Below are 20,868 nucleotides of genomic sequence, written 5' to 3'. Positions count from 1 at the left end.
TTACTTGAGGATGTCGGTCCAGAGCTCGGCGACGTCCGGCTCGGGGTCGTTGGTGGCGAACTCGGCGGCCTCGTTGACGATCTCGCGGACCTTGCCGTCGATCGCCTTCAGCTCGTCCTCGGAGACCTTCCACTGCTCGAGGAGCCGCTTGCGGACCTGCTCGATGGGATCGCGCTCCTCGCGCATCTTCTGCACTTCGTCCTTGGACCGGTACTTGGCCGGGTCGGACATCGAGTGGCCGCGATACCGGTAGGTCTGCATTTCCAGGATGTAGGGACCCTTGCCGTCCCGGCACCACTGGACGGAGCGCTGCGCGGCGGCGTAGACGGCCCGCACGTCCATGCCGTCGACCTGCTCGCCGGGGATGTTGAACGAGATGCCCCGCTTGGAGAAATCGGTCTGCGCGGAGGCGCGCGACACGGAGGTGCCCATGGCGTAGCGGTTGTTCTCGATCACGTAGACGACGGGCAGCTTCCACAGCTCCGCCATGTTGAAGCTCTCATAGACCTGGCCCTGGTTGGCCGCGCCGTCGCCGAAATAGGTCAGAGAGACATTGTCGTTCTGCCGGTAGCGGTTGGCGAAGGCCAGGCCCGTGCCCAGCGAGACCTGCGCGCCGACGATGCCGTGCCCGCCATAGAAATGCTTCTCGACGCTGAACATGTGCATCGAGCCGCCCTTGCCCTTGCTGAGGCCGCCGCGGCGGCCGGTCAGCTCGGCCATGACGCCCTTCGCCTCCATGCCGCAGGCCAGCATGTGGCCGTGGTCGCGATAGCCCGTGATGACCTGGTCGCCCTGCTTCGTGGCCATCTGCATGCCGACCACGACGGCCTCCTGGCCGATATAGAGGTGGCAGAAGCCGCCGATGAGGCCCATGCCGTACATCTGGCCGGCCTTCTCCTCGAAACGGCGGATCAGGAGCATCTCGCGATAGGCCGTGAGCTCCTGCTCGCGGGTCAGTTCGGGGCCATCCTGGGGCTTTCCACGACCGGACCGGCCGGCGGCCTGGGTCTTCGACGCGCCGGGTTTCGGCAGAGTCGTGCTCTTGCGGGCGGCGACCGCCATGGGCTCCTCCTTGTCGCCCCGTCGAGGGGGCCAATCAACAAGGCGACATTAGCCGATGGCGCGCGCATTTGCGAGAGGGCCGGCGCCCCCTCGGCGTGGACTTGTAGACAAGCTAACAAATTGAGTAGACAAGCTATTATGCGATGAACCGAAATGCAGTTCACGCAGGAAATCGCATGGATCAGTCGATGCTGCACTGCGTCATGGAACGGACGCGGCGACCGCTCCGGTCATGACCACGACGTCGTTCTTGTGCAGCCGGTTCAGCATGGCGCGGGAGCGCTCGTCGAGCAGATCGCGGTCGATGCTGGCGGGCCGCAGCATGGCCACGCGCCGGTCCCAGTTGGCGTGCTCGTCCTGCAATTCGCCCAACTCGCCCTCGAGCGCGCGGATCTGCGCCTTCAGCGCCATCTTGGTCTCGATGCCGCGGTTTCCATGCTGCGCATGGTAGACGAAATAGGAAACGACCAGACCCGACGTCACATAGAGCGCGAGCGGAATCAGGAAGGCGCGGAGGCGATAACGGACGACCATGAGGCGATGGTCGGCGAACTTGGTTTAGGGTCGGTTAACGCTCCGGACCCGCCGGCTGCTCCGGAGCCAGCCGCAGGTTGACGAGCCCGCGCCGCGGGTCGAACCGAAGCGGCAGGCGCCGGGTCGCCTCGGGCGTCGGCGCGTCGGGCGAGATCACGATCCGCTTCCTCAGCTGGGCCGTGGGGAAGTCGCGCACCGGGACGAAGTCCGGCAGGGCGGGAAAGTCGCGGTCGGCCAGGACATGGGTGACGCCTTCCGGGATCGCCGGCCGCACGGCGCTCGGGGGAAAGTCCAGCACGGGCGCATCCAGATGCAGCCCGTAAGTGGCGGGCGTGTCATAGACGCTGACCCCCGCCAGAGCCAAAGCCTTGAAATCCGGGTCCAGCCGGGCGACCCGAAAGGCGCCGTTGGCGTCTTGGTGTCGCTGCCCGTCGGCCGGCGAAACGGAGTCCCACGCCATCACGGCGATCGAGGCGGCGACGATCCCGGCCAGCATGAGCCGCGCCTCCTGGGCCGTCCGTACGGCCGCGATCGCGAAGGCTGCGGCGATGAGAGGATGCGCGGCGAAGATGAAGCGCGCCTCCTTGTGGCCGATGCAAAGATGCACGCCGACCACGAGCGCGGCGCAGGCCAGCGGCGGCCACGCCGTCCGCCATTGAAGCGCGGCGAGGACGGCGAGAGAGTTGCTCAGGCCCAGAGCGAGGAGATAGACGCCAGGACCCTGGCGTCCAAACACGTCCGCCACCCCGAGTCCCAGGTTGAACCAGACGAGATTGACGTAGGAGGCGAAGGGCGCTCCCCACGTCAACCAGTCCAGCGCGCCGAAGGCCGCGAAGGCCGCGGCGCCGGCGTGCGTCGGCGCGAGGGCTCCCCGCCAGCCGCCGGGGCCGCGCAGGACCATCCAGAACGGCGCGATCAGGGCCGGCGCGTAATGGACGCGAAGGCCGACAGCCACGCCAGCCAGCACGCCTGCCAGGACGGCGCCGCGTCGCGACGACTCCAGGCTGAGCGCGAGCGCCCCCACCAGCGCGTAACCGCCCCAGACTTCCGGCGTGATCTTTTGAGCCGCGTACACGCAAGGCGGCGATACCGCCACGACGAGCGCGGCGATCAGCCCCGCCTCTTCGCCGGCGAGGGCCGAGGCCAATCGGCGAACGGAGGCCACCAGGGTGAGCGACGCCAGGATCGCCGCTCCGGTGACGATGGCCTGATAGGCTTCGGGCCGGCCAAGCCCCACCGCGTCGAGCGTCCAGAGCAGGCCGCCGACGGCGCCCGGGAGGGCCCAGTTGCGGGCTCCCCACTCGAACTCCCACGGCGTGAAGCCGTAGCCGAAGGCCAGCCTGTGCGCCTGTTCGAGGACCTGGAAGACTTCGTCGGGATAGTAGGTCGGATCCGGCGCCGCCGCCGCCACGATCCTGAGCGCCAGGGCCAGACCGAGGATGAGGGCCGGCGCGGCGGACCCGATCTCGATCCAGCCGCGATCTTTCGTCTCCATAGCCCTGACGGAGGCCATTGCGCTCCCCTCCCAGCCGGGAGGAGAGCCTAGGACGAGCCGATTGAAATTGACTGATGATAAGTCTAAGACCTCAGCGCTTTCAGCGCGCCGCGGCCGGCATAGCGGGCCTGCGCGCCGAGCTCTTCCTCGATCCGGATGAGCTGGTTGTACTTCGCCAACCGGTCCGACCGGGCGAGCGAGCCGGTCTTGATCTGCCCGCAATTCGTCGCCACCGCGAGGTCCGCGATGGTGGCGTCCTCGGTCTCGCCCGAGCGGTGCGACATCACGGCCGTGTAGCCGGCGCGCTGGGCCATCTCGACGGCCGCCAGCGTCTCCGTGAGTGAGCCGATCTGGTTGACATTGACCAGGATCGAGTTCGCCACGCCCTTGCGGATGCCGTCCGACAGCCGCGTCACATTGGTGACGAACAGGTCGTCGCCCACGAGCTGGCACTTGGAGCCGACCAGATCGGTGACGATCTTCCAGCCCTCCCAGTCGTCCTCCGACATGCCGTCCTCGATGGAGGCGATCGGGTACTGGCCGACGAGCTTGGCGAGGTACTCCGCCTGCTCCTGGATCGACCGGGTCTTGCCCTCGCCCTCGTAATGGTAGGCGCCCTCCTTGAAGAACTCGGTGGCGGCGCAATCCAGCGCGATCATCATGTCCTCGCCGGCCTTGAAGCCGGCCTTGCCGATCGACTCCATGACGAAGTCGAGCGCCGCCTCGGCCGACGGCAGGTTCGGGGCGAAGCCGCCCTCGTCGCCCACATTGGTGTTGTGGCCGGCCTTCTTGAGCGCGCCCTTGAGGGTGTGGAACACCTCCGCGCCCATGCGGACCGCCTCGGCCAGCGACGGGGCGCCGACCGGCATGACCATGAATTCCTGGAAGTCGATGGGGTTGTCGGCATGGGCGCCGCCATTGACGATGTTCATCATCGGGACGGGCAGCACGCGGGCCGAGGTTCCGCCCACATAGCGATAGAGCGGCAGCGCGCTGGCGTCGGCGGCGGCCTTGGCGACCGCGAGCGACACGCCCAGGATGGCGTTGGCGCCGAGGCGGCTCTTGTTGGGCGTGCCGTCGAGGCCGATCATGGTCTCGTCGATCTTGACCTGGTCCTCGGCGTCCATGCCGCCGATCGCGTCGAAGATCTCGCGGTTGACGCTGTCGACGGCCTTCAGCACGCCCTTGCCCATGTAGCGGGCCTTGTCACCGTCGCGCAGCTCCACCGCCTCGTGCGCGCCCGTGGAGGCGCCGGACGGCACGGCGGCGCGGCCCATGGAGCCGTCTTCGAGCACCACGTCGACCTCGACGGTCGGATTGCCGCGGCTGTCCAGGATCTCGCGGGCGATGACGTCGACGATGGCGGTCATAAGGTCCTCCTGAGGTCGGCCCCGGGGCTCGGCGGCGCGGGCTTCCCGGCGGCTTTTAAGCCAAGCTGGCCCGGACGCAAGACGAAGCGGCGGCCTGCGCCTCGACCCGTCTCGGGAAAAGCGCTAAGCCGCGCCCCATCGGCGCGGAGCGCCCCCTCTCGGACCGTGACCCATGACCCTCGAAACCACCCAGCTCGGAAAGCCGACCCCCCTGCCCTCCTCGCCGGACGAGGCCGTGCTCGACAGGGTTCCCAACCCGCATCCCGGGACCCTCTATCTCGCCCGCTTCACCATGCCGGAATTCACGTCGATCTGCCCCGTCACCGGCCAGCCGGATTTCGGCATCCTGGTGATCGACTACGCGCCGCGCGACTGGCTGGTGGAATCGAAGTCGCTCAAGCTGTTCCTCAACAGCTTCCGCAACCACGGCGCCTTCCACGAGGACTGCACGGTCGGAGTGGGCAAGCGCCTGGCGGATTTGCTCGATCCGGTCTGGCTGCGGATCGGCGGCTATTGGTACCCGCGCGGCGGCATGCCGATCGACGTCTTCTGGCAGACCGACGCTCCTCCGCCCGGCCTGTGGCTCCCCGACCAGGGCGTGCCGCCCTATCGCGGGCGGTGAGCCGACCCGCCCCCCGGCCGTTCAGGCCCGTTTCGCCAGCCGGTCGAACGCCATCAGCGTCTCCAGCAACTCGGGCATCTCGCGGAGCGGGACCATGTTGGGCCCGTCGGAGGGCGCGCGGTCCGGCTGCTCGTGCGTCTCGATGAACACGCCCGCGACGCCGACGGCCACCGCCGCCCGCGACAGCACGGGCACGAATTCGCGCTGGCCGCCCGACGAGGTCCCCTGTCCGCCGGGCTGCTGCACCGAATGGGTGGCGTCGAAGATCACCGGCGCGCCCGTCCGCGCCATGATCGGCAGCGCCCGCATGTCGGTGACCAGCGTGTTGTAGCCGAAGGAGACGCCGCGCTCCGTCACCATGACCTTGGCGTTGCCGGCCCCCGTCACCTTGGCGACGACGTTGGCCATGTCCCACGGGGCGAGGAACTGGCCCTTCTTGACGTTGACGACCGCGCCGGTCCGCGCGGCGGCCACGAGGAGGTCGGTCTGGCGGCACAGGAAGGCCGGGATCTGGAGCACGTCGACGACCTCCGCCACAGGCGCGCACTGCCCGGCCTCGTGGACGTCCGTCAGCACGGGCACGCCGAGGCGCTCCTTGACGTCGGCGAAGGCGCGCAGCGCGGCCTCGAGCCCCACCCCGCGCTCGCCGCTCAGGGAGGTGCGGTTGGCCTTGTCGAAGCTCGTCTTGAACACGAAGGGCAACCCGAGCTTGCCGGTGATCTCCTTCAGCGCCGTCGCCATCTCGAGCGCGTGGTCGCGGCTCTCCATCGCGCAGGGCCCGGCGATCAGGGCGAGCGGCAGGGCGTTGCCGAAACGCACAGCCCCTGCGGCGACGACGGTCTGGGGCGAAAGCTTCTCGGTCATGGCGGGCTCTCCGGGCTGATGGCGAGTGGGCGCTGGGCCGGCCCGTCAGGACCGGGGCAGCGCGGCGTAGTAGGCGGCCAGCGCCTCGAAGTCCTGCTCGGTCATGTGGCGGGACATGTAGCGCATCTCCTTGTGCCTGCGCGCCCCGGTCCGGAAGGCGCGCAGCTGGTTCAGGAGATAGGCTTCGTTCTGTCCCGCCAGATGCGGGACTTCGACGTCCCTGGCGATGCCGTCCACGCCGTGGCAAGGCGCGCAGGCGTCGACCTGGACGGGCGCGCGCCGGACCTGCTGGGCGAGAGCCGGCGCCGGCGCAAGCGCCGCGGCCGACAGCATCAGCATCAGGAGGCGCGCGGCTCGCACGGTCGGCCTACTTCTTGTCGTAGGGGTTTTCCGGCGTCCGCAGGCTCATCCTGATCGGGGTGCCGGGCAGATCGAAGGTCTCGCGCAGGCTGTTGACCAGATAGCGGACATAGCTGTCCGGCAGCGCGTCGAGCTGGTTGCCGAACAGGGCGAAATGCGGCGGCCTGGCCTTCACCTGCGTGGCGTAGCGGATCTTGATCCGCCGACCCGACACCGCCGGCGGCGGATGGTTCTCCAGGATCCGGCTCAGCCACTTGTTCAGCTGCGACGTCGAAACCCGCTTGGACCAGGTCTCCGAGGCGGAGAAGCAGGCCTCCATGAGCTTGTCCAGCCCGTCGCCCGTCAGGGCCGACACCGGCACGAGCCGGGCGCCCTTCACGTTGGAGAGCAGCCGCTCGGAATCCTCGACGAGTTTCTTGAAGCGGCCGGAATCGCCCGCCACCAGGTCCCATTTGTTGACGGCCACGACCAGAGCGCGGCCTTCCTTCTCGACCACGCTGAGGATGGCCATGTCCTGTTTCTCGAACGGGATCGTCGCGTCGAGCAGCAGCACCACCACCTCGGCGAAGCGCACGGCGCGCAGCCCGTCGGCGACCGAGAGCTTCTCCAGCTTGTCCTCGACCTTGGCGCGCTTGCGCATTCCCGCCGTGTCGAAGAGCTTCACCGGCCGCCCGCGCCATTCCCACTCGATGCCGATGGAATCGCGCGTGATGCCCGCCTCGGGGCCGGTCAGCAGCCGGTCCTCGCCGAGGAAGCGGTTGATGAGCGTCGACTTGCCGGCGTTGGGCCGTCCGACGATGGCGATGCGCAGCGGCCGCACCACGTCCTCGCCGTCCCCGGCGTCGGGCCTGTCCTCGTCCAGGTCGTCGAAGTCGTCCTCGGGCAGCGCCGTGTGCTCCGGCAGCGCGGCGCGCAGGGCGTCGTAGAAGTCCGACAGCCCCTCGCCATGCTCCGCCGAGATCGGCACGGGATCGCCGAGGCCCAGCCCGAAGGCCTCGTAGGTCGCCAGATGGTTGGCGCGGCTCTCCGCCTTGTTGGCGAGCAGCACGACGGGCTTGGCCGCCCGGCGCACCAGGTCGGCGAAATGCCGGTCGGCCGGGGTCAGGCCAGCGCGGGCGTCGATCACGAAGATGATGGCGTCGGCGTCGTCGATCGCGGCTTCGGTCTGCTGGCGCATGCGCCCGGCGAGCGTGGCGGCGTCGGCTTCCTCCAGGCCCGCGGTGTCGATCGCCGTGAAGGTGAGGTCGCCCAGTCGCGCCTCTCCCTCCCGTCGGTCGCGGGTCACGCCGGGCTGGTCGTCGACGAGCGCGAGCTTCTTGCCGACGAGCCTGTTGAACAGCGTCGACTTGCCCACATTCGGCCGGCCGATGATGGCGACCGTGAAGGTCATGATCTACCTCTCCGGCCCCGCGAGCCGCGAGGCGTCATGTCTCTCAAAGTCGCTATGTCCCCGGCGCACCGCAAGGGCGCGGGGCCGACGACGCCGGTCAGGACGCCGGCTTCACCGGACCGGCGCGCACGATCCCGAGCAGCAGGTCGGCGCGCTGCTTCAAGGACGGCGGCGCGGTGCGGTCCGTGACGATCTCGTCGAAGGCCTTGCCGGCCGCCTCGAAGTCGCCCGCCTTGAGGGCGGAGAGCCCGAGAAGCTCGCGGGCGTTCGCCCCCCAGGGATTGCCGGAGGCGAGCAGCGGCTGCAGCCGGCTCCTCACCTCGTCGGCCGGGGCGGTGTCCACCACCAGCATGGCGGCGCGCAAGCGCGCGAGATCGCGCAACACCGGGGCCACGCTCGTGTCCGCCGCCAGCGCGTCATAGGTCTTCACGCCCTCGGCCGCGGACTGCTTGGCCTGCTCGGCCGCCTCGCGGAACCGCGCCAGCTTCTGGTAGCCGGCGGTCGAGTCCTTGGCGATGTCGGCGAATTCCTTCTCGGCCTCGTCGGCGTTCCCGGCCCGGGAGGTCTCGATGGCGGCCTCGAAGCGCGCGCCCGCGGCCTCGGCGCGTTGGCTCTGCCAGTATTCATAGGCGCGCCAGCCGCCCGTGGCGGCGACGGCCAGCAGGGCGACGCCGATCAGCGCGCCATTGTGCTTCTTCCAGAATTCGATCGCCTTGTCGCGGCGAACGTCTTCATCGATCTCGCGAAAAATGTCGGCCATGGCCGGCGTATGTCCTTCCGACGGGCTCAAAGCCCCAGCCTCCCGCGCGACGGCGGGACAGGGTCGGCAGCCGATTACCACGGCGTTGCGGCTTTGTCATGCCGCCGCCGCGGTCCGAGACCGGCCGCGCTTCAGCGCGACGCCGCGCTTCAGCGCGACAGCACCGGGACGCCGATCAGATAGGGGTGGAGGAAAATGAGCGCCAAGAAGACGGCCGTCCCGGCCACGACCGTGATGACGTCGTTGCGCATTCCGCCCGCCGCGCCCGCCTTCGGGCCCGGCTCGGCGTGGGCCGCCGCGATCTCGCCGCCCGGCGAGACGGCCTCGCCGCGCCGCTTCACCGCGATGCGGTCATAGACCGCCCAGGCCAGGAACGAGCCGAACAGGACCAGCGAACCGAGGTCGCCATTGGCCAGCAGATGGGCGAGGGCCCAGATCTTCACAGCCACCAGCATCGGGTGCTTGAGCCGCCGCTGGATCGCGCCGGGCGCATAGCCGGACATGAGGCTCACGATCGAGAACCACATCAGCAGGATGGTGAGGTGGCGCATCCCCGCCGGCGGATCCCAGATCTGGATGTAGCCTGCGTCGCGGTAGGACTTGAAGCCGTAGACGATGAGCGCCAGGCCGATCAGCGACGCCAGGCTGTAGAGCCCCTTGTAGGGCCCCTCCCCGATCGCCTCCATCATGCTGCGCCGCGCGCCGCGCAGGGTGGTGACCGTGTGCACGCCCAGGAAGATCGCGACGCCGAGAATCAGGAGAAGCATGGTGGACCCGGTGGTTCGAGGTGCGGCGGAGCCTAGGCGGTTCCCCGACCGGTCCGCAAGGCGGGGCGTCGCAAGGCCGCAAGCCTTTATTTTTCAAGGCGTAGGTGATAAATGAATGCATCCGTCGATGTCATCGGTCCCCGAGTCACGTCCATCCGCCCGCATTTCACGGCGAGAAGAGCCGTCGCGCGGTCAGTAGAGGACGCTGCGGACAGGCAAGCTGACGCTCGGGCCGAGACGGTGCGCGGCGAAGGCTGCCGAAACAACATCACGACGCGCCGCATCAGGCCCGCAAGGCGAGCCGCGGCGATCCATCTTGGGCCGCCGCGCAGCGGGGCCTCTATTCGAGCCGGAGCACGATGGCAGACCTCAAGGGAAACGGATTCAACGACCGGATGGGCCGCGCTGCGGCCGCGAAGCAGGCGATCCAGAAGCGCTTTCTGGAGAAGGCCGGGCAGGACGACCCCGCCGCCGCGGCCCGCCGCGAGGAGCGCAGGCTCGTGGCGGAGGCCCGCGCCGTGCGCGAGGCCGAGCGCGCCAAGCAGCGCGTCGAGGCCGCCGCCCTCAAGATCGTCGAGGACGCGGCCCGGGCCGAAGCCGAGAAGGAGCGCATCGCCCATGAGGCCCAGCGGGCCGTGGCCGAAGCCGCCGAGAAGAAGGCGGAGCGCGACGCCCGCTACGCCGCCCGCAAGGCGCGCCAGCGCTGAAGCGACGCTGAGGCGTTCGCCCGACGCATTCGACGGCCCCGGCGAGCTTCGCCGGGCCGCACGCCACCCATCGAGCCGTGAGGACTTCCCATGACGTCGAAGACCACGAACAACCCTGACGCCAAGCAGCGGGCGGCGCGATCCTTCGAGAAGCTCGAGCAGCGCAGCCGGGAAGCCGAGCAGCGCATCAGCGAGCAGCAGAAGGCCGACGTGGCCGCCGCCGCCAAGATCAAGCGCCTGCGCGCGCTGCGGCTGGCCCGCGACGAGGCCGAGGCCGCCGAGGCCGCCCAGGTCGCCGCCATCGCGGCCGAGACGCCGAAGCCGAAGTCGCGCGCCAAGGCCAAGCCGGCCACCTGATCGCGCCTGGAGCACCGATCGCGCCCAAGAGCCTGGCGCCGTCGCGCCGGGATCTCTCATCCGGCCGCCGTCGCATGGCGCGCTGGATCGCCCCGCATTCCGCCTTCATCCCTCAATCCACGCCCTCCCTCGCGCGCCGAGGGCGATGGCGGAACGCTGGCGTTCGGACGAGGGCGCCTTCGAGGCGCTCAGGTTCGCCCGCAGCCTCGAGCCGTGCGCTAGGGAGCCTTCCGGGGCCGCCCGGGCCGGGGACGGAACCGCTTCGCTCACGCGTCGTTCTGTGACCGGACCTTCTACGAAGGCCCTCATCAAGACGGCGTTCTGACGCGCGGAGTAACATCATGGCCTTGCTCACAGGTTTCAACGTCACCATTCCCGAGGTTGAGCTGATGGTGCAAGCCTCGCTGGCGGCGTTCACGGACGGCTCCGTCCCCGCCGGCTGGTCCGTGGTCTCGCCGCAGAACCTCGTTCCGGCGCGCTATTGGGATGGGAACTATTTCAGCAATGACGGCGCCAGCGCGATCGTGCTGAAGCAGGGAAATTCGTGGATCATCTCGTTCAGGGGCACGGATTCATCCGCCGACGTCGCCAAATATCCCGAGCTGGTCGCGCAGACCTATCTCGACAACTTCAAGCCGCTGCTGGTCGCCGTGGCGACCAACGCCGCCCCGAGCGACCAGATCTACGTGACCGGGGCGAGCCTCGGCGGGGCCGCCACCAACGAGCTCGCCGACAAGGCCTTCACGGACTATGCGGGCCGCTACGCCAGCGCCAAATTCGTGGCCTTCGCCTCGCCGGAGATCAGCAACAACGCCGGCATCCTTAATGTGGGGTTCGAGAACGACCCCATCTACAAGGTCATCGAGCAGTATCGCGACCAGCCCTCCAGCATGGACAACCTCGTCCTCGCCAAGGACCAGTACCTGCAGGGCAATGTCAACGGCCAGAATCCGCTCGACTACTACGCCCACACGGCGGGGCAGTCGGCCGACGCGATCGCCCGGCTGGAGAACTCCCATTTCCTCAACCAGATGAACCCCGACGCGACCATCGTCTTCGATGCGTCGACGCTGAACATCACGGACGTGACGCCCGGCCGCGAGGCCGCGACCGTCTTCTATATCGGGCAGAACGGCGACGACGTCATCGCGGGCCGCAACGGGACCGACTACATCGACGGGCTCGGCGGCAACGACACGATCGTGGGCGGAGCCGGCGACGACTGGCTGGCCGGCGGCGCCGGAAACGACCAGGCGCAGGGCGGCGCGGGCCGCGACACGGCCGTGTTCTCAGCCTTCCGCACCCAGGCGACCGTCTCGGGCTCCGCCACCGAGCACACCGTCGTGACCCCGACGGAGGGGACCGACGCGCTGTCGAGCATCGAGGCGATCCAGTTCCAGGACGGCCGCCTCGCCTATGACGTGACCGACCCGGCGGCCGTGGTGCTTCGCGCCTACGACGCCGCCTTCAACCGGGCGCCCGACCCGACCGGCCTCGCCTACTGGACGGCCCAGCTGGACGCCGGCGCGAGCGTCTCCTCCGTGGCCGCCGCCTTCGCGGGCTCGGCCGAGTTCCAGGCCAAATACGGCGCCCTCGACAACCAGCAATTCGTGTCGGCCATCTACCAGAACGTCCTCGACCGCGCTGGCGACGCCACCGGCGTGTCCTACTGGACGCAGCAGCTCGACAGCGGCGCCGCCACCCGCGGGCAGGTGCTGGCCGGCTTCTCCGAATCGCCGGAGCATGTCGAGCAGTCGCGCGCGCAGATCGAGGCGGGCTATTGGGAGCAGGACCCGGTGGTGGCCTCGGTGGCCCGTCTCTATGACGCGGCCTTCAACCACCGCCCCGACCCGACCGGACTGACCTTCTGGGACAATGCGGCCATGGGCCAGTCCTTGAACGCCGTGGCGGCCGGATTCGTGGCGTCGAGCGAGTTCAGCGCGACCTATGGCAGCCTCAGCAACCAGCAGTTCGTGCAGCAGATCTATCAGAACGTGGTGGACCGCCCCGGCGATGCGGCGGGCGTCTCCTACTGGACCGGCGCGCTGGACCATGGAACGTCGCGCGCCGACGTGCTGCTCGGATTCTCGGAGTCCCCGGAGCACCGGGCGCTCACCAGCAGCTGGATCGACCAGGGGATCCTGTTCGCCTGACGCGGAAAGGCGGAAGCCGGACCGCTTCGGCGGGCCGGCGCCTCAGTTGCGCAGCAGCAGGGCGGTCTCCAGCAGGCCGCCCGTGGCCAGCGTCACTCCGGGAAGCGGCTCTGCGCCGTCATGGGTCGTCGGCCTCGCGGGGCGGCGGGTCCAGCGCTGGACCAGCGCCGCCCACAGGCGCCGGGTCACGCCCGAACGGGGCGAAGCGGCGCGGTCGTGCAGGGCGAGCGTGGTCATGGCGAAACCTCTCCAGGCCGGTCGCGGCTGATCCGCGCCAGCCGGCGGGGAGGGTCTCTACTCCCAAATTGTTGCAGTGCGGTATACGCAAAACCGCATGTCTCGTATGACGCCCGATCGCCTCGGGCGCCTTCTACAGTCCGAGCCGCTTCATCTGCGCCTCGGGATAGCGCGTTCCCTTGGCGGCGGCGGGCGGAAACGCCGCGTCCAGGGCGGCCAGCGTCTCCGGCTTCGGCGTCAGCGCGACGGCGGCGGCGTTCTCCTCCAGCCAGCGGCGCTGCTTGGCGCCGGGCAAGGGGACCACGAAGGGCTTGCGGCTGAGCAGCCAGGCGATGGCCAGCTGCGCCGCGGTGCACCCTTCCGCCTCGGCCAGCTGCTTGAGCTTTCCCACCATGCGCCAATTGTGCTCCAGGTTCTCGCCCTGGAAACGCGGCATGTCGCGCCGCCGGTCGTTGGGCCCGAGAGCGTCGAGGCTGGGCACCGTTCCGGTCAGGAAGCCGCGGCCGAGCGGGCTATAGGCGACATAGCCGATGCCGAGCTCCTCGCAGGTCGCCAGCAACTCCTGCTCGGCGTCGCGCGTCCAGAGCGAATACTCCGTCTGGAGCGCCGCCATCGGGTGGGTCGCATGCGCCCGCCGCAAGGTCTGCGGCGCCGCCTCCGAGACGCCGAGCGCCCGGACCTTGCCCTGCTCGACGAGCCGGGCCATGGCCCCCACCGTGTCCTCGATCGGCGTCCCGGCATCGACCCGGTGGATGTAGTAGAGGTCGATCACGTCCGTTCCCAGCCGCTTCAGGCTGGCCTCGCAGGCCGCGATCACGTAGTCCGGCTTGCCGTTGACCTCCTGGCGCCCGTCGGGATGACGGACATTGCCGAATTTGGTGGCCAGCACGTAGCGGTCGCGGCGCCCCTTGAGGGCCCGCCCGACCAGCTCCTCGTTCTTGCCGAAGCCGTAGGCGTCGGAGGTGTCGATCAGCGTAACCCCCAGCTCCGCCGCGCGATGCAGCGTGGCGATCGCCTCGGTCTCGTCCGGCTGGCCGTAGATGGCCGTCATGCTCATGCAGCCGAGGCCGATGGCCGAGACGTCGAGGGTTCCGAGGCGACGCGTCTTCATGGGTGTCTCCGTTCTCAGGCAGGCCGGCTTACTGGAAGACCTCGTTGAACTTCTTCTTGATGCGCGCCGCTTCCTTCTCGATGTAGTCGTAGTCGACCTCCGTCAGCGTCAGGGTGGAGAGCTGCGGGCTGCCCTCGGGCGGCGGCATGTCCACCCGGGACGAATAGCCGCCGTCGGTCGGAAACAGCTTCTGCACCTCGTCGTCGAGCATGAAGTCGGCCAGCGCCTTGGCGGCGTTCGGATGGGGCGATCCCTTCACGACGGCGGTCGGCGACGGGATCATGAAGGTCCCGTCCGGCGGGTAGACGGTCAGGATGGGGTGCCCGTCCTTGCGGTCGTCCGCCGCGTAGCTGTCGCTCGCCCCGACGGCGATCAGCCGCTCGGCGCGCTTGATGTTGTCGGAGACCTGCTGGTTGCCCTGCACGATCATGATGTCGTTCTGGCGCAGCTTCTCGAAATAGCCCCAGCCCAGCTTCTTGGCCATCATGCCCACGACCGAGAGCTGCAGCGACGTGAAGGACGGGTCGGTCATGACGAGCTTGCCCTTGTATTTCGGGTCGACCAGCTCGGCCCAGGTCTTGGGCTGCTCGGTCGGCGCGAGCTTGTCCGGCCGCATGTAGATCGTCATCATGTTGAGCCGCTGGGCGACGAAATAGCCGTCCTCGTTGCGCGCGCCTTTCGGCACCTTGTCGAAGTCCTTCGGCTTGAACGCGACGAACACGCCCTTGCGGGCGAATTGCTCGGAGGCCGCCGGATCGGAGGTGGTCAGCAGGTCGCAGGCGATGCGCCCCGCCTGCATCTCCTGCTGGAACCGCCGCAGGATCGCCGAGCCGCCCGAGCGGAACAGCTCCACCTTGATGCCGGTCTTGCCCTCGAACAAGGTGACGATCTTCTGGGCCGTCTCGATGGGCGTGGACGTGTACCAGACGACCTTGCCCTCCTTCTTGGCGGCCTCCATGTCGACGGCGTCCGCCGCGCGGGCCGCTCCGACCAGGGCTGGATGGACGAGTGCGGCCAGGCCGAGGGCGGCGGCCCCGGCGATGACGGATCGGCGGCTCTTCTGGGTCACGTCAACCTCCCGTTCGTTGGCTTCGCGGCGGGTCTGGCGCCCGCGTCAGTGTCCGTCGCCGCGATAGACCGGCTCCGGCTGGGTGAAGAAGTTGAAGAGGATCTGATAAGCCATCATGTAGTTCTTCTGCTGGAAAGACGCGTGCGAGATGCCCGCCATCACGGCGAACTGCTTGTCGGCGTTGGGCAGCTTCTTGAAGAACGCGATCAGGTCGTCCATCCCGGCGATGCCGTCGAACTCGCCGCGCATGATCACGGTCGGCGCCGTGATCTTCAGCGGATCGACCACGGGCAGCTTCGAGCACATGTCCACATAGGTGCCGGTCGGCACGCTGTCGTCGAGCGCCAGAATGGCGTCCGCGAAGGCCTCCACCACCTTCTTCTCGGCCGTGTCGGGATGGTCGCGGTTGAAGATGGAGTGCACGAAGGCCCGGTCGATCGGCCGGCGGTTGCGGGCCTGGAACTCGGGCAGCTTCTTGCGCCGTTCGACGAGGGTCGGGGCGCCCTCCCCGGTCCACACGAAGGCGTCGAGCGCGAGCCGCTTCACCCGCTCGGGATGGCGCTCCGCGAAGGCCGCGGCGCGCAGCGCGCCCGACGAGATGCCGTAGACCAGCATGGGCCCGCAGTCGCGCGTCTTCAGGATGTAGTCGCTCGCCGCCGAGAGGTCGTCCGCCCCGTTGGCGATGTCGCAATTGATGTCGCGCGTCCTGTCGGAGCGGCCATAACCCTCCATGTCGACGCACCACGTGTCGAAGCCGCGCTTGGCGAACCAGTCCATGACGGACGAATCCGGGCGGCCCTCGACCTTCAGGTCGAAGGTGGGCTGAGAAGCCATCGAGGAGCCGTGCACGAACAGCACCGTGCCGAGCGGCCGGCCGGGCGTGACGGCGCGCTTCTCCCACAGGAACAGGTTGACGTCGCCCTTCTTGGTCCAGTGTTCGACGCCGGTCACGGTCTGCTCGGAGGTCATGCGATGGGTCCTTGCCAGAAAAGTCGGGATCAGGCGGCCGCAGCCGGGATCGAGGCGGCCTGGAGGAAGATGCTGCATTGGCTGGCGTCCACGGCGAGCGCGACGGCGTCGCCGACCGCGAACTGCTGCAGCGGATGGGTCTGCACGCGCAGCACCTGGCCGGAGTTCAGGGTCACGTGATACTCGCTGAGATTGCCCAGGAAGGTCCGGTCCGTCACCGTCGCCAGGGTTCCTTCGCCGCCCTGCCGCGCGGGCTGGAGCTGGATGTTCTCCGGGCGGATCGCGATCTCGATCGCCGCGCCGGCGCGGGCCCAGTCGGGCGCCGGCATCTCCAGGCGCAGGTCGGGCCCCTCGACCCGCCCTCGCCCGCCCGACACCTCGGCGAGCCGCCCGGGCAGGATGTTCACCAGCCCCATGAAGTCGGCGACGACCCGGTTCGCCGGGCGCGAATAGACGCCGAAGGGCGTGCCGAACTGCTGCAGCCGCCCCTGATGCATGACGGCGATCTGGTCGGACAGCGCCAGTGCCTCGGCTTGGTCGTGCGTGACGTAGATGAAGGTGATGCCGGTGCGCCGCTGCAGCTGCTTCAGCTCCGTGCGCATCCGCTCGCGCAGCTTGGCGTCGAGATTGGACAAGGGCTCGTCCAGCAGCAGGATCTCGGGCTCCACGACGAGGCTGCGGGCCAGCGCCACGCGCTGCTGCTGCCCGCCGCTGAGCTCGTTGGGGTAGCGGCCCTCCAGCCCCGTCAGGTTGACGAGGCCGAGCGCCCGGTCGACCATCTGGCGCGCCTGCGCGGCCGGCGTCTTCCTGATCTTCAGGCCGAAGACGACGTTCTCGAACACCGTCTTGTGCGGCCAGACGGCGTAGTTCTGGAACACCATGCCCATCCCGCGCGAGTCCGGGGGGACGACGCTCTGCGGCGACGACATGAGCCGGCCGTCGACATGGATGGAGCCCTTGTCGGGCGTGATGTAGCCGGCGATCGCCCGCAGCGTGGTGGTCTTGCCGCAGCCGCTCGGCCCGAGCAGCGTGATGAACTGGTTGTCGGCGATGTCCAGCGACAGGTCGCTCAGGGCCGCCGCGGAGGCGTCGCCGCTGTAGCTCTTCGTCAGGTTGCGGATCGTGATGCCTGCCATGGACTGCTCCGGACTGCGGCGCGCCGCCAGGGCGCGTGGGGACGGCGCGAAGGAAAGGCTGTCGAGGCTCAGGGGACGCCGGCCTCCGCACGGCTCGCGAAGCGGCCCTTGCTGATCCGGCTGGCCAGCCAGATCGCGGCGCCGATGATGACCATGTTGACGAGCGCGAGAGCGGAGACGGGCTCGGTGTAGCCGGTCTCGTAGAGATTGTAGATCGCCACCGCGAGCGTGATGGAGCTGGAGCTGAACAGCAGGATGGAGGCGCTCAGCTCCTGCACCACGGGCACGAAGACGAGCAGCCACCCGGCGAACAGGCCAGGCCCCATCAGCGGGAGCGTGATCTCCTTCATGGTGGTCCCCCACCGCGCCCCGAGGATGCGGGCGCTCTCCTCCAGCGACGGGTCGATCTGGCGAAGGGCCGTGTTGGCGGCGCGCACGCCGAGCGGGATGTAGCGTCCCACATAGGCCAGCAGCAGGATGCCGAGCGTGCCGTAGAGCGCGAAGGGCAGCATCAGCCAGAACTGGATGAGCGCCACCGCCATGACGATGCCGGGCAACCCGAGCGGCACCAGCGCGATGTAGTCCAGCACCCGCCGGCCGGGCGCCGTGGTGCGCAGGTCGATCCAGCTGATGACCGCGCCCAGCAGCACCGCGATCGTGGACGCGATCGTGGCGAGCAGCAGGCTGTTGAGGATGGCGCGGCGCGTGATGTCGTAGTCGAACAGCACGAACTTGTAGTTGGCCAGGGTCAGGCCCTTCCAGAAGTTCAGGCCCCAGGACTTGGAGAACGACACGGCCAGCAGCGTGCCATAGGGCAGCACGACGGCCAGGATGAACACCAGCACGCAAAAGCCCAGCACGACCCAGCGCAGCGGCCCCAGTTCGACGAGCTGCGGACGGGAGCCCTTGCCGCCCAGCGTCACGAAGGAGCGCCTGGCGAGGTAGCGCCGCTGCACGAACAGCGCCGCCACCGTGATCAGCACGAACATCAGCGACAGCGCCGAGGCGAGCCCATATTGCGGCGGATAGTCGAACAGCGCGTAGATCCGCGTCGGCAGCGTGACGATGCGGCCGGGGAGGCCCACGATCGCCTGCGAGCCGAAGAGCGCGATGGCGTTCACGAAGGAGAGCAGCACGCCCGACAGGATGGCGGGGGCCACCAGCGGCCCGGTGATCAGCAGAGCCGTGCGGAACTTGCCTGCCCCGAGGATCTGGGCGGCCTCCTCATAGGAGGCGTCCACCGACAACAGCGCGCTCGAGGCCAGCAGATACACGAACGGGAAGGTGTGCAGCACCGTGACCAGCACCAGCCCGGTCATCGTGAACACGTTGAAGCGCACGAAATCCAGGCCCACCACGTCGCGCAGGAAGACGTTGACCAGCCCTGCATTGGGGCTGAACAGGTTGACATAGGCGATGGCGATCAGGAACGGCGGCGACAGGTAGGCGACGCTGGCGGTGAAGCGGATGAGCCTCTTGCCGGGCACGTTGGTGCGGCTCACCGCCCAGGCGAGGGGCACGCCCAGCACGACGCTGAACAGGCCCGTCCAGAAGCCGAGCACGAGCGAGTTCCACAGCGCCGTGACGTAGAGGCGGCCTTCCAGCACCTCCTTGAAGTTCTCCAGCGTCGGGCTGCCCTCGCCCCAGACGCTGCTGACGAGCAGCGTCGCCAGCGGCAGCACGACTAGGATCGCCAAGGCGAGGACGCCGGCGACCATCACCACATGGTCGAGGCGCACGCCCCCCGCCCGGCGCGCGCCCAGACTGGGGACCTGCAAGGCGGGATCGCGCTGCGGCCGCTGCTTTTCGAGGGTCGGGTCGGCGTGCCCGGCGACCGTCATCGCGCGTTTCCTGGACGGCGGCCACGGCCGAGCCCTGCGCTGCAGCCCAGATCGGGGTCGGAACCGCTCGTCATCCGCGCAAGAAGATGCGCGGCCTCATGGCACGGCATGGCGTCACTCCCGGGCAGTCTTCTTTTGCGGCGATCTTTGACCCCGCGCCGGGAGCTGTCAACCAAAGCTTCAAAATTCGAAAATTGGTTGCGGATGGCCGCCAATGGTTCATCATCGGAGCGGGGCGCGGCCTTGCGGCTCCCCCGCCCCGTCGCCTGTGGGAGGACGCTGCATGAAGACGCGCCGCCTCGGCCGGACCGGCCCGGTCGTCTCCGCCATCGGCCTCGGCTGTTCGGGCATGAGCTCGGACTACGGCGTGCCGGACGACGCGGAATCGACCGCCACGATCCGCCTCGCCATCGACCGCGGCGTCACCTTGTTCGACACCTCGGACGCCTATGGGGCCGGACGCAACGAGGAGCTGATCGGGGCCGCCGTCGCGGGCCGGCGCCAGGGTCTCGTCATCGCCACCAAATTCGGCAACATCCGCGGCCCGAACGGCGAGCGCGGCGGCGTCAACGGCAAGCCGGACTACGTTCCGGTCGCCTGCGAGGCCAGCCTGCGGCGGCTCGGGATCGACTGCATCGACCTCTACTACCAGCACCGCATCGACCCCTCCGTGCCGATCGAGGAAACGGTCGGGGCCATGGCCCGGCTCGTCGAGCAGGGCAAGGTCCGTTATCTCGGCCTGTGCGAGGCCGGCGTCGACACCATCCGGCGCGCCCATGCGACGCATCCGCTGGCGGCCGTCCAGATGGAGTACTCGCTCTGGACCCGCGACGCCGAAAGCCAGATCCTGCCCGCGCTGCGCGGGCTCGGCGTCGCCCTTGTGCCCTACAGCCCTTTGGGGCGCGGCTTCCTCACCGGCGCCTTCCGCAGCCGCGACGACCTGATCCCGACGGACCGCCGGCACGCCCACCCGCGCTTCCAGAGCGGCAATTTCGAAGCCAATCTGCGGCTCCTCGCGCCGCTGTCGGAGGTCGCGGAGCGGCGAGGCTGCGCTCCCGCCCAGGCGGCGCTGGCCTGGGTGCTGGCGCAGGGCGACGACATCGTCCCCATCCCGGGCACCAAGCGCCGCCGCTGGCTGGAGCAGAACATCGGCGCGCTCGACCTGACCCTCGACGCCGACGACCTCTCGACCCTGACCGAGGCGTTCCCGGCCGGAGCAGCGGCCGGGCTGCGCTATCCCGAGAAGCAACTGCAAGGGCTCGGCCTGTGAGCCGGGACAAGACCCCATGAGCACTGCCGCAGGCGCGGTCGACGCCGCCGACCATGAGGACGCCCTCGCCCTGGAGATCCTCGACGCTTCCGACGCCCAGGCGCCGAATGCGGTCCTGCAGGTGCGGGCCTTCCTGGCCCGGGCCGACACGCTGGATCACGGCCGCCTGCCGCCCGAGCGGGAGCTCGCGCAGGCGCTCGGCGTCACCCGCGCCGAGCTGCGCAAGGCGCTCGCCAAGCTCGAATCGGAGGGCCAGCTCTGGCGCCATGTCGGCAAGGGCACCTTCGTGGGCAGCCGCCCGATCGACAACCTCGCCGACGTCGCCGGCATGGCGCGCCGCACCAACCCGGCGGAGGTGATGCGGGCGCGCCTGGCCATCGAGCCGGAGATCGCCCGGCTGGCGGCCCTCAACGCCACGCCGGCGCATCTGTCTGAGCTTGAGGCGATCATGCGCAAGTCCCGCCAGGCCCAGACCTGGCGCCAGTATGAGAGCTGCGACAACCGCTTCCACCGCATGATCGCGGCCGCCACCCAGAACAGCCTGCTGCTGGGCCTGCTCGATACGCTGAGCGCGGTGCGCCAGGCGGTGAACTGGGGCCGGCTGCGCGCCTCCCCCACGAGGCCGCGCGAGGACCATCACAGCTTCTTCGAGCATGAGGCCATCGTGGCGGCCATCGCCGACCGCGACATGTCCCGCGCCGCCCAGGCCATGCGCACCCATCTGCAGAGCGTGGAGCGCAACCTCATCGGCCGGGCCGAGGCGGAAGACTGAGCGGCTCGGCAGGGCCGGCCGG

The 20,868-nt window shown here is 69.2% G+C and carries 21 protein-coding genes; 6 read left to right on the top strand and 15 right to left on the bottom strand.

The features are described from left to right. The 4 genes from pdhA to eno all read right to left on the bottom strand — a co-directional run bounded on the left by pdhA (position 1) and on the right by eno (position 4,461). Positions 1 to 1,062 (bottom strand): pyruvate dehydrogenase (acetyl-transferring) E1 component subunit alpha, encoded by a 1,062-nt coding sequence (gene pdhA, locus ACYVO7_RS14210; protein ID WP_460450477.1) that lies wholly within the window; start codon positions 1,060 to 1,062, stop codon positions 1 to 3. A gap of 201 nt (positions 1,063 to 1,263) precedes the next feature. Then, positions 1,264 to 1,596 (bottom strand): FtsB family cell division protein, encoded by a 333-nt coding sequence (locus tag ACYVO7_RS14205; protein WP_460450476.1) that lies wholly within the window; start codon positions 1,594 to 1,596, stop codon positions 1,264 to 1,266. 34 nt (positions 1,597 to 1,630) lie between these two features. Next, positions 1,631 to 3,109 carry a glycosyltransferase family protein gene (locus ACYVO7_RS14200; RefSeq protein WP_460450475.1) on the bottom strand — a complete coding sequence of 493 codons (1,479 nt, stop codon included), beginning with the start codon at positions 3,107 to 3,109 and terminating at the stop codon, positions 1,631 to 1,633. Positions 3,110 to 3,174: 65 nt separating this feature from the next. Further along, positions 3,175 to 4,461: a phosphopyruvate hydratase gene (gene eno / locus ACYVO7_RS14195; protein WP_460450474.1), complete on the bottom strand. Its 1,287-nt coding sequence runs from the start codon at positions 4,459 to 4,461 to the stop codon at positions 3,175 to 3,177. Positions 4,462 to 4,633: 172 nt separating this feature from the next. Here eno and queF point away from each other — a divergent pair, with 172 nt between their 5' ends. Next, on the top strand, positions 4,634 to 5,083 hold the full coding sequence (gene queF, locus ACYVO7_RS14190; protein ID WP_460450473.1) for a preQ(1) synthase: 450 nt from the start codon (positions 4,634 to 4,636) through the stop codon (positions 5,081 to 5,083). 21 nt (positions 5,084 to 5,104) lie between these two features. Here the strand turns inward: queF and kdsA are convergent, their stop codons facing one another. The 5 genes from kdsA to ACYVO7_RS14165 all read right to left on the bottom strand — a co-directional run bounded on the left by kdsA (position 5,105) and on the right by ACYVO7_RS14165 (position 9,224). Further along, a complete protein-coding gene (kdsA, locus tag ACYVO7_RS14185) occupies positions 5,105 to 5,947 on the bottom strand; it encodes a 3-deoxy-8-phosphooctulonate synthase (RefSeq protein WP_460450472.1) in 843 nt (280 codons plus the stop codon). 45 nt (positions 5,948 to 5,992) lie between these two features. Beyond that, positions 5,993 to 6,307: a c-type cytochrome gene (locus tag ACYVO7_RS14180; protein ID WP_460450471.1), complete on the bottom strand. Its 315-nt coding sequence runs from the start codon at positions 6,305 to 6,307 to the stop codon at positions 5,993 to 5,995. 7 nt (positions 6,308 to 6,314) lie between these two features. Continuing rightward, positions 6,315 to 7,697: a ribosome biogenesis GTPase Der gene (der, locus tag ACYVO7_RS14175; RefSeq protein ID WP_460450470.1), complete on the bottom strand. Its 1,383-nt coding sequence runs from the start codon at positions 7,695 to 7,697 to the stop codon at positions 6,315 to 6,317. A gap of 97 nt (positions 7,698 to 7,794) precedes the next feature. Further along, positions 7,795 to 8,457, bottom strand: coding sequence for a tetratricopeptide repeat protein (locus tag ACYVO7_RS14170; protein ID WP_460450469.1), 663 nt, complete (start codon positions 8,455 to 8,457; stop codon positions 7,795 to 7,797). Positions 8,458 to 8,606: 149 nt separating this feature from the next. After that, the gene (locus ACYVO7_RS14165) at positions 8,607 to 9,224 is read right to left on the bottom strand and encodes an NnrU family protein (protein WP_460450468.1); all 618 of its coding nucleotides are present in this window, start codon (positions 9,222 to 9,224) and stop codon (positions 8,607 to 8,609) included. Between the two features lie 359 nt (positions 9,225 to 9,583). Between ACYVO7_RS14165 and ACYVO7_RS14160 the strand changes: the two genes are divergently transcribed. The 3 genes from ACYVO7_RS14160 (at position 9,584) to ACYVO7_RS14150 (ending at position 12,441) form a co-directional block, all read left to right on the top strand. Beyond that, on the top strand, positions 9,584 to 9,931 hold the full coding sequence (locus ACYVO7_RS14160) for a DUF6481 family protein (RefSeq protein ID WP_460450467.1): 348 nt from the start codon (positions 9,584 to 9,586) through the stop codon (positions 9,929 to 9,931). Between the two features lie 90 nt (positions 9,932 to 10,021). Beyond that, positions 10,022 to 10,288: a hypothetical protein gene (locus ACYVO7_RS14155; RefSeq protein WP_406858166.1), complete on the top strand. Its 267-nt coding sequence runs from the start codon at positions 10,022 to 10,024 to the stop codon at positions 10,286 to 10,288. Positions 10,289 to 10,629: 341 nt separating this feature from the next. After that, entirely contained in the window at positions 10,630 to 12,441 is a 1,812-nt protein-coding gene (locus tag ACYVO7_RS14150; protein WP_460450466.1) for a DUF4214 domain-containing protein, read from the top strand. 42 nt (positions 12,442 to 12,483) lie between these two features. On the opposite strand, the gene ACYVO7_RS14145 is transcribed toward ACYVO7_RS14150, so the two are convergent. The 6 genes from ACYVO7_RS14145 to ACYVO7_RS14120 all read right to left on the bottom strand — a co-directional run bounded on the left by ACYVO7_RS14145 (position 12,484) and on the right by ACYVO7_RS14120 (position 18,804). Beyond that, entirely contained in the window at positions 12,484 to 12,678 is a 195-nt protein-coding gene (locus ACYVO7_RS14145) for a hypothetical protein (protein ID WP_460450465.1), read from the bottom strand. Positions 12,679 to 12,811: 133 nt separating this feature from the next. Next, on the bottom strand, positions 12,812 to 13,789 hold the full coding sequence (locus tag ACYVO7_RS14140) for an aldo/keto reductase (protein ID WP_460450464.1): 978 nt from the start codon (positions 13,787 to 13,789) through the stop codon (positions 12,812 to 12,814). Between the two features lie 28 nt (positions 13,790 to 13,817). After that, complete coding sequence (locus ACYVO7_RS14135; RefSeq protein WP_460450463.1) at positions 13,818 to 14,858, bottom strand: ABC transporter substrate-binding protein; 1,041 nt, start codon at positions 14,856 to 14,858, stop codon at positions 13,818 to 13,820. A gap of 45 nt (positions 14,859 to 14,903) precedes the next feature. Continuing rightward, complete coding sequence (locus ACYVO7_RS14130; RefSeq protein WP_460450462.1) at positions 14,904 to 15,827, bottom strand: alpha/beta hydrolase; 924 nt, start codon at positions 15,825 to 15,827, stop codon at positions 14,904 to 14,906. A 29-nt stretch (positions 15,828 to 15,856) separates the two neighbouring features. Then, on the bottom strand, positions 15,857 to 16,963 hold the full coding sequence (locus tag ACYVO7_RS14125) for an ABC transporter ATP-binding protein (RefSeq protein WP_460450461.1): 1,107 nt from the start codon (positions 16,961 to 16,963) through the stop codon (positions 15,857 to 15,859). A gap of 68 nt (positions 16,964 to 17,031) precedes the next feature. After that, entirely contained in the window at positions 17,032 to 18,804 is a 1,773-nt protein-coding gene (locus ACYVO7_RS14120) for an ABC transporter permease (protein WP_460450460.1), read from the bottom strand. A 283-nt stretch (positions 18,805 to 19,087) separates the two neighbouring features. On the opposite strand from ACYVO7_RS14120, the gene ACYVO7_RS14115 reads away from it, so the two are divergent. Continuing rightward, entirely contained in the window at positions 19,088 to 20,074 is a 987-nt protein-coding gene (locus tag ACYVO7_RS14115; RefSeq protein WP_460450459.1) for an aldo/keto reductase, read from the top strand. A gap of 16 nt (positions 20,075 to 20,090) precedes the next feature. Beyond that, positions 20,091 to 20,846 (top strand): FadR/GntR family transcriptional regulator, encoded by a 756-nt coding sequence (locus tag ACYVO7_RS14110; RefSeq protein WP_460450458.1) that lies wholly within the window; start codon positions 20,091 to 20,093, stop codon positions 20,844 to 20,846. Positions 20,847 to 20,868 lie beyond the last annotated feature (22 nt).

The organism is Alsobacter sp. SYSU BS001988 (genome assembly GCF_054796215.1).
This window is presented reverse-complemented; position numbering and strand designations above follow the sequence as displayed.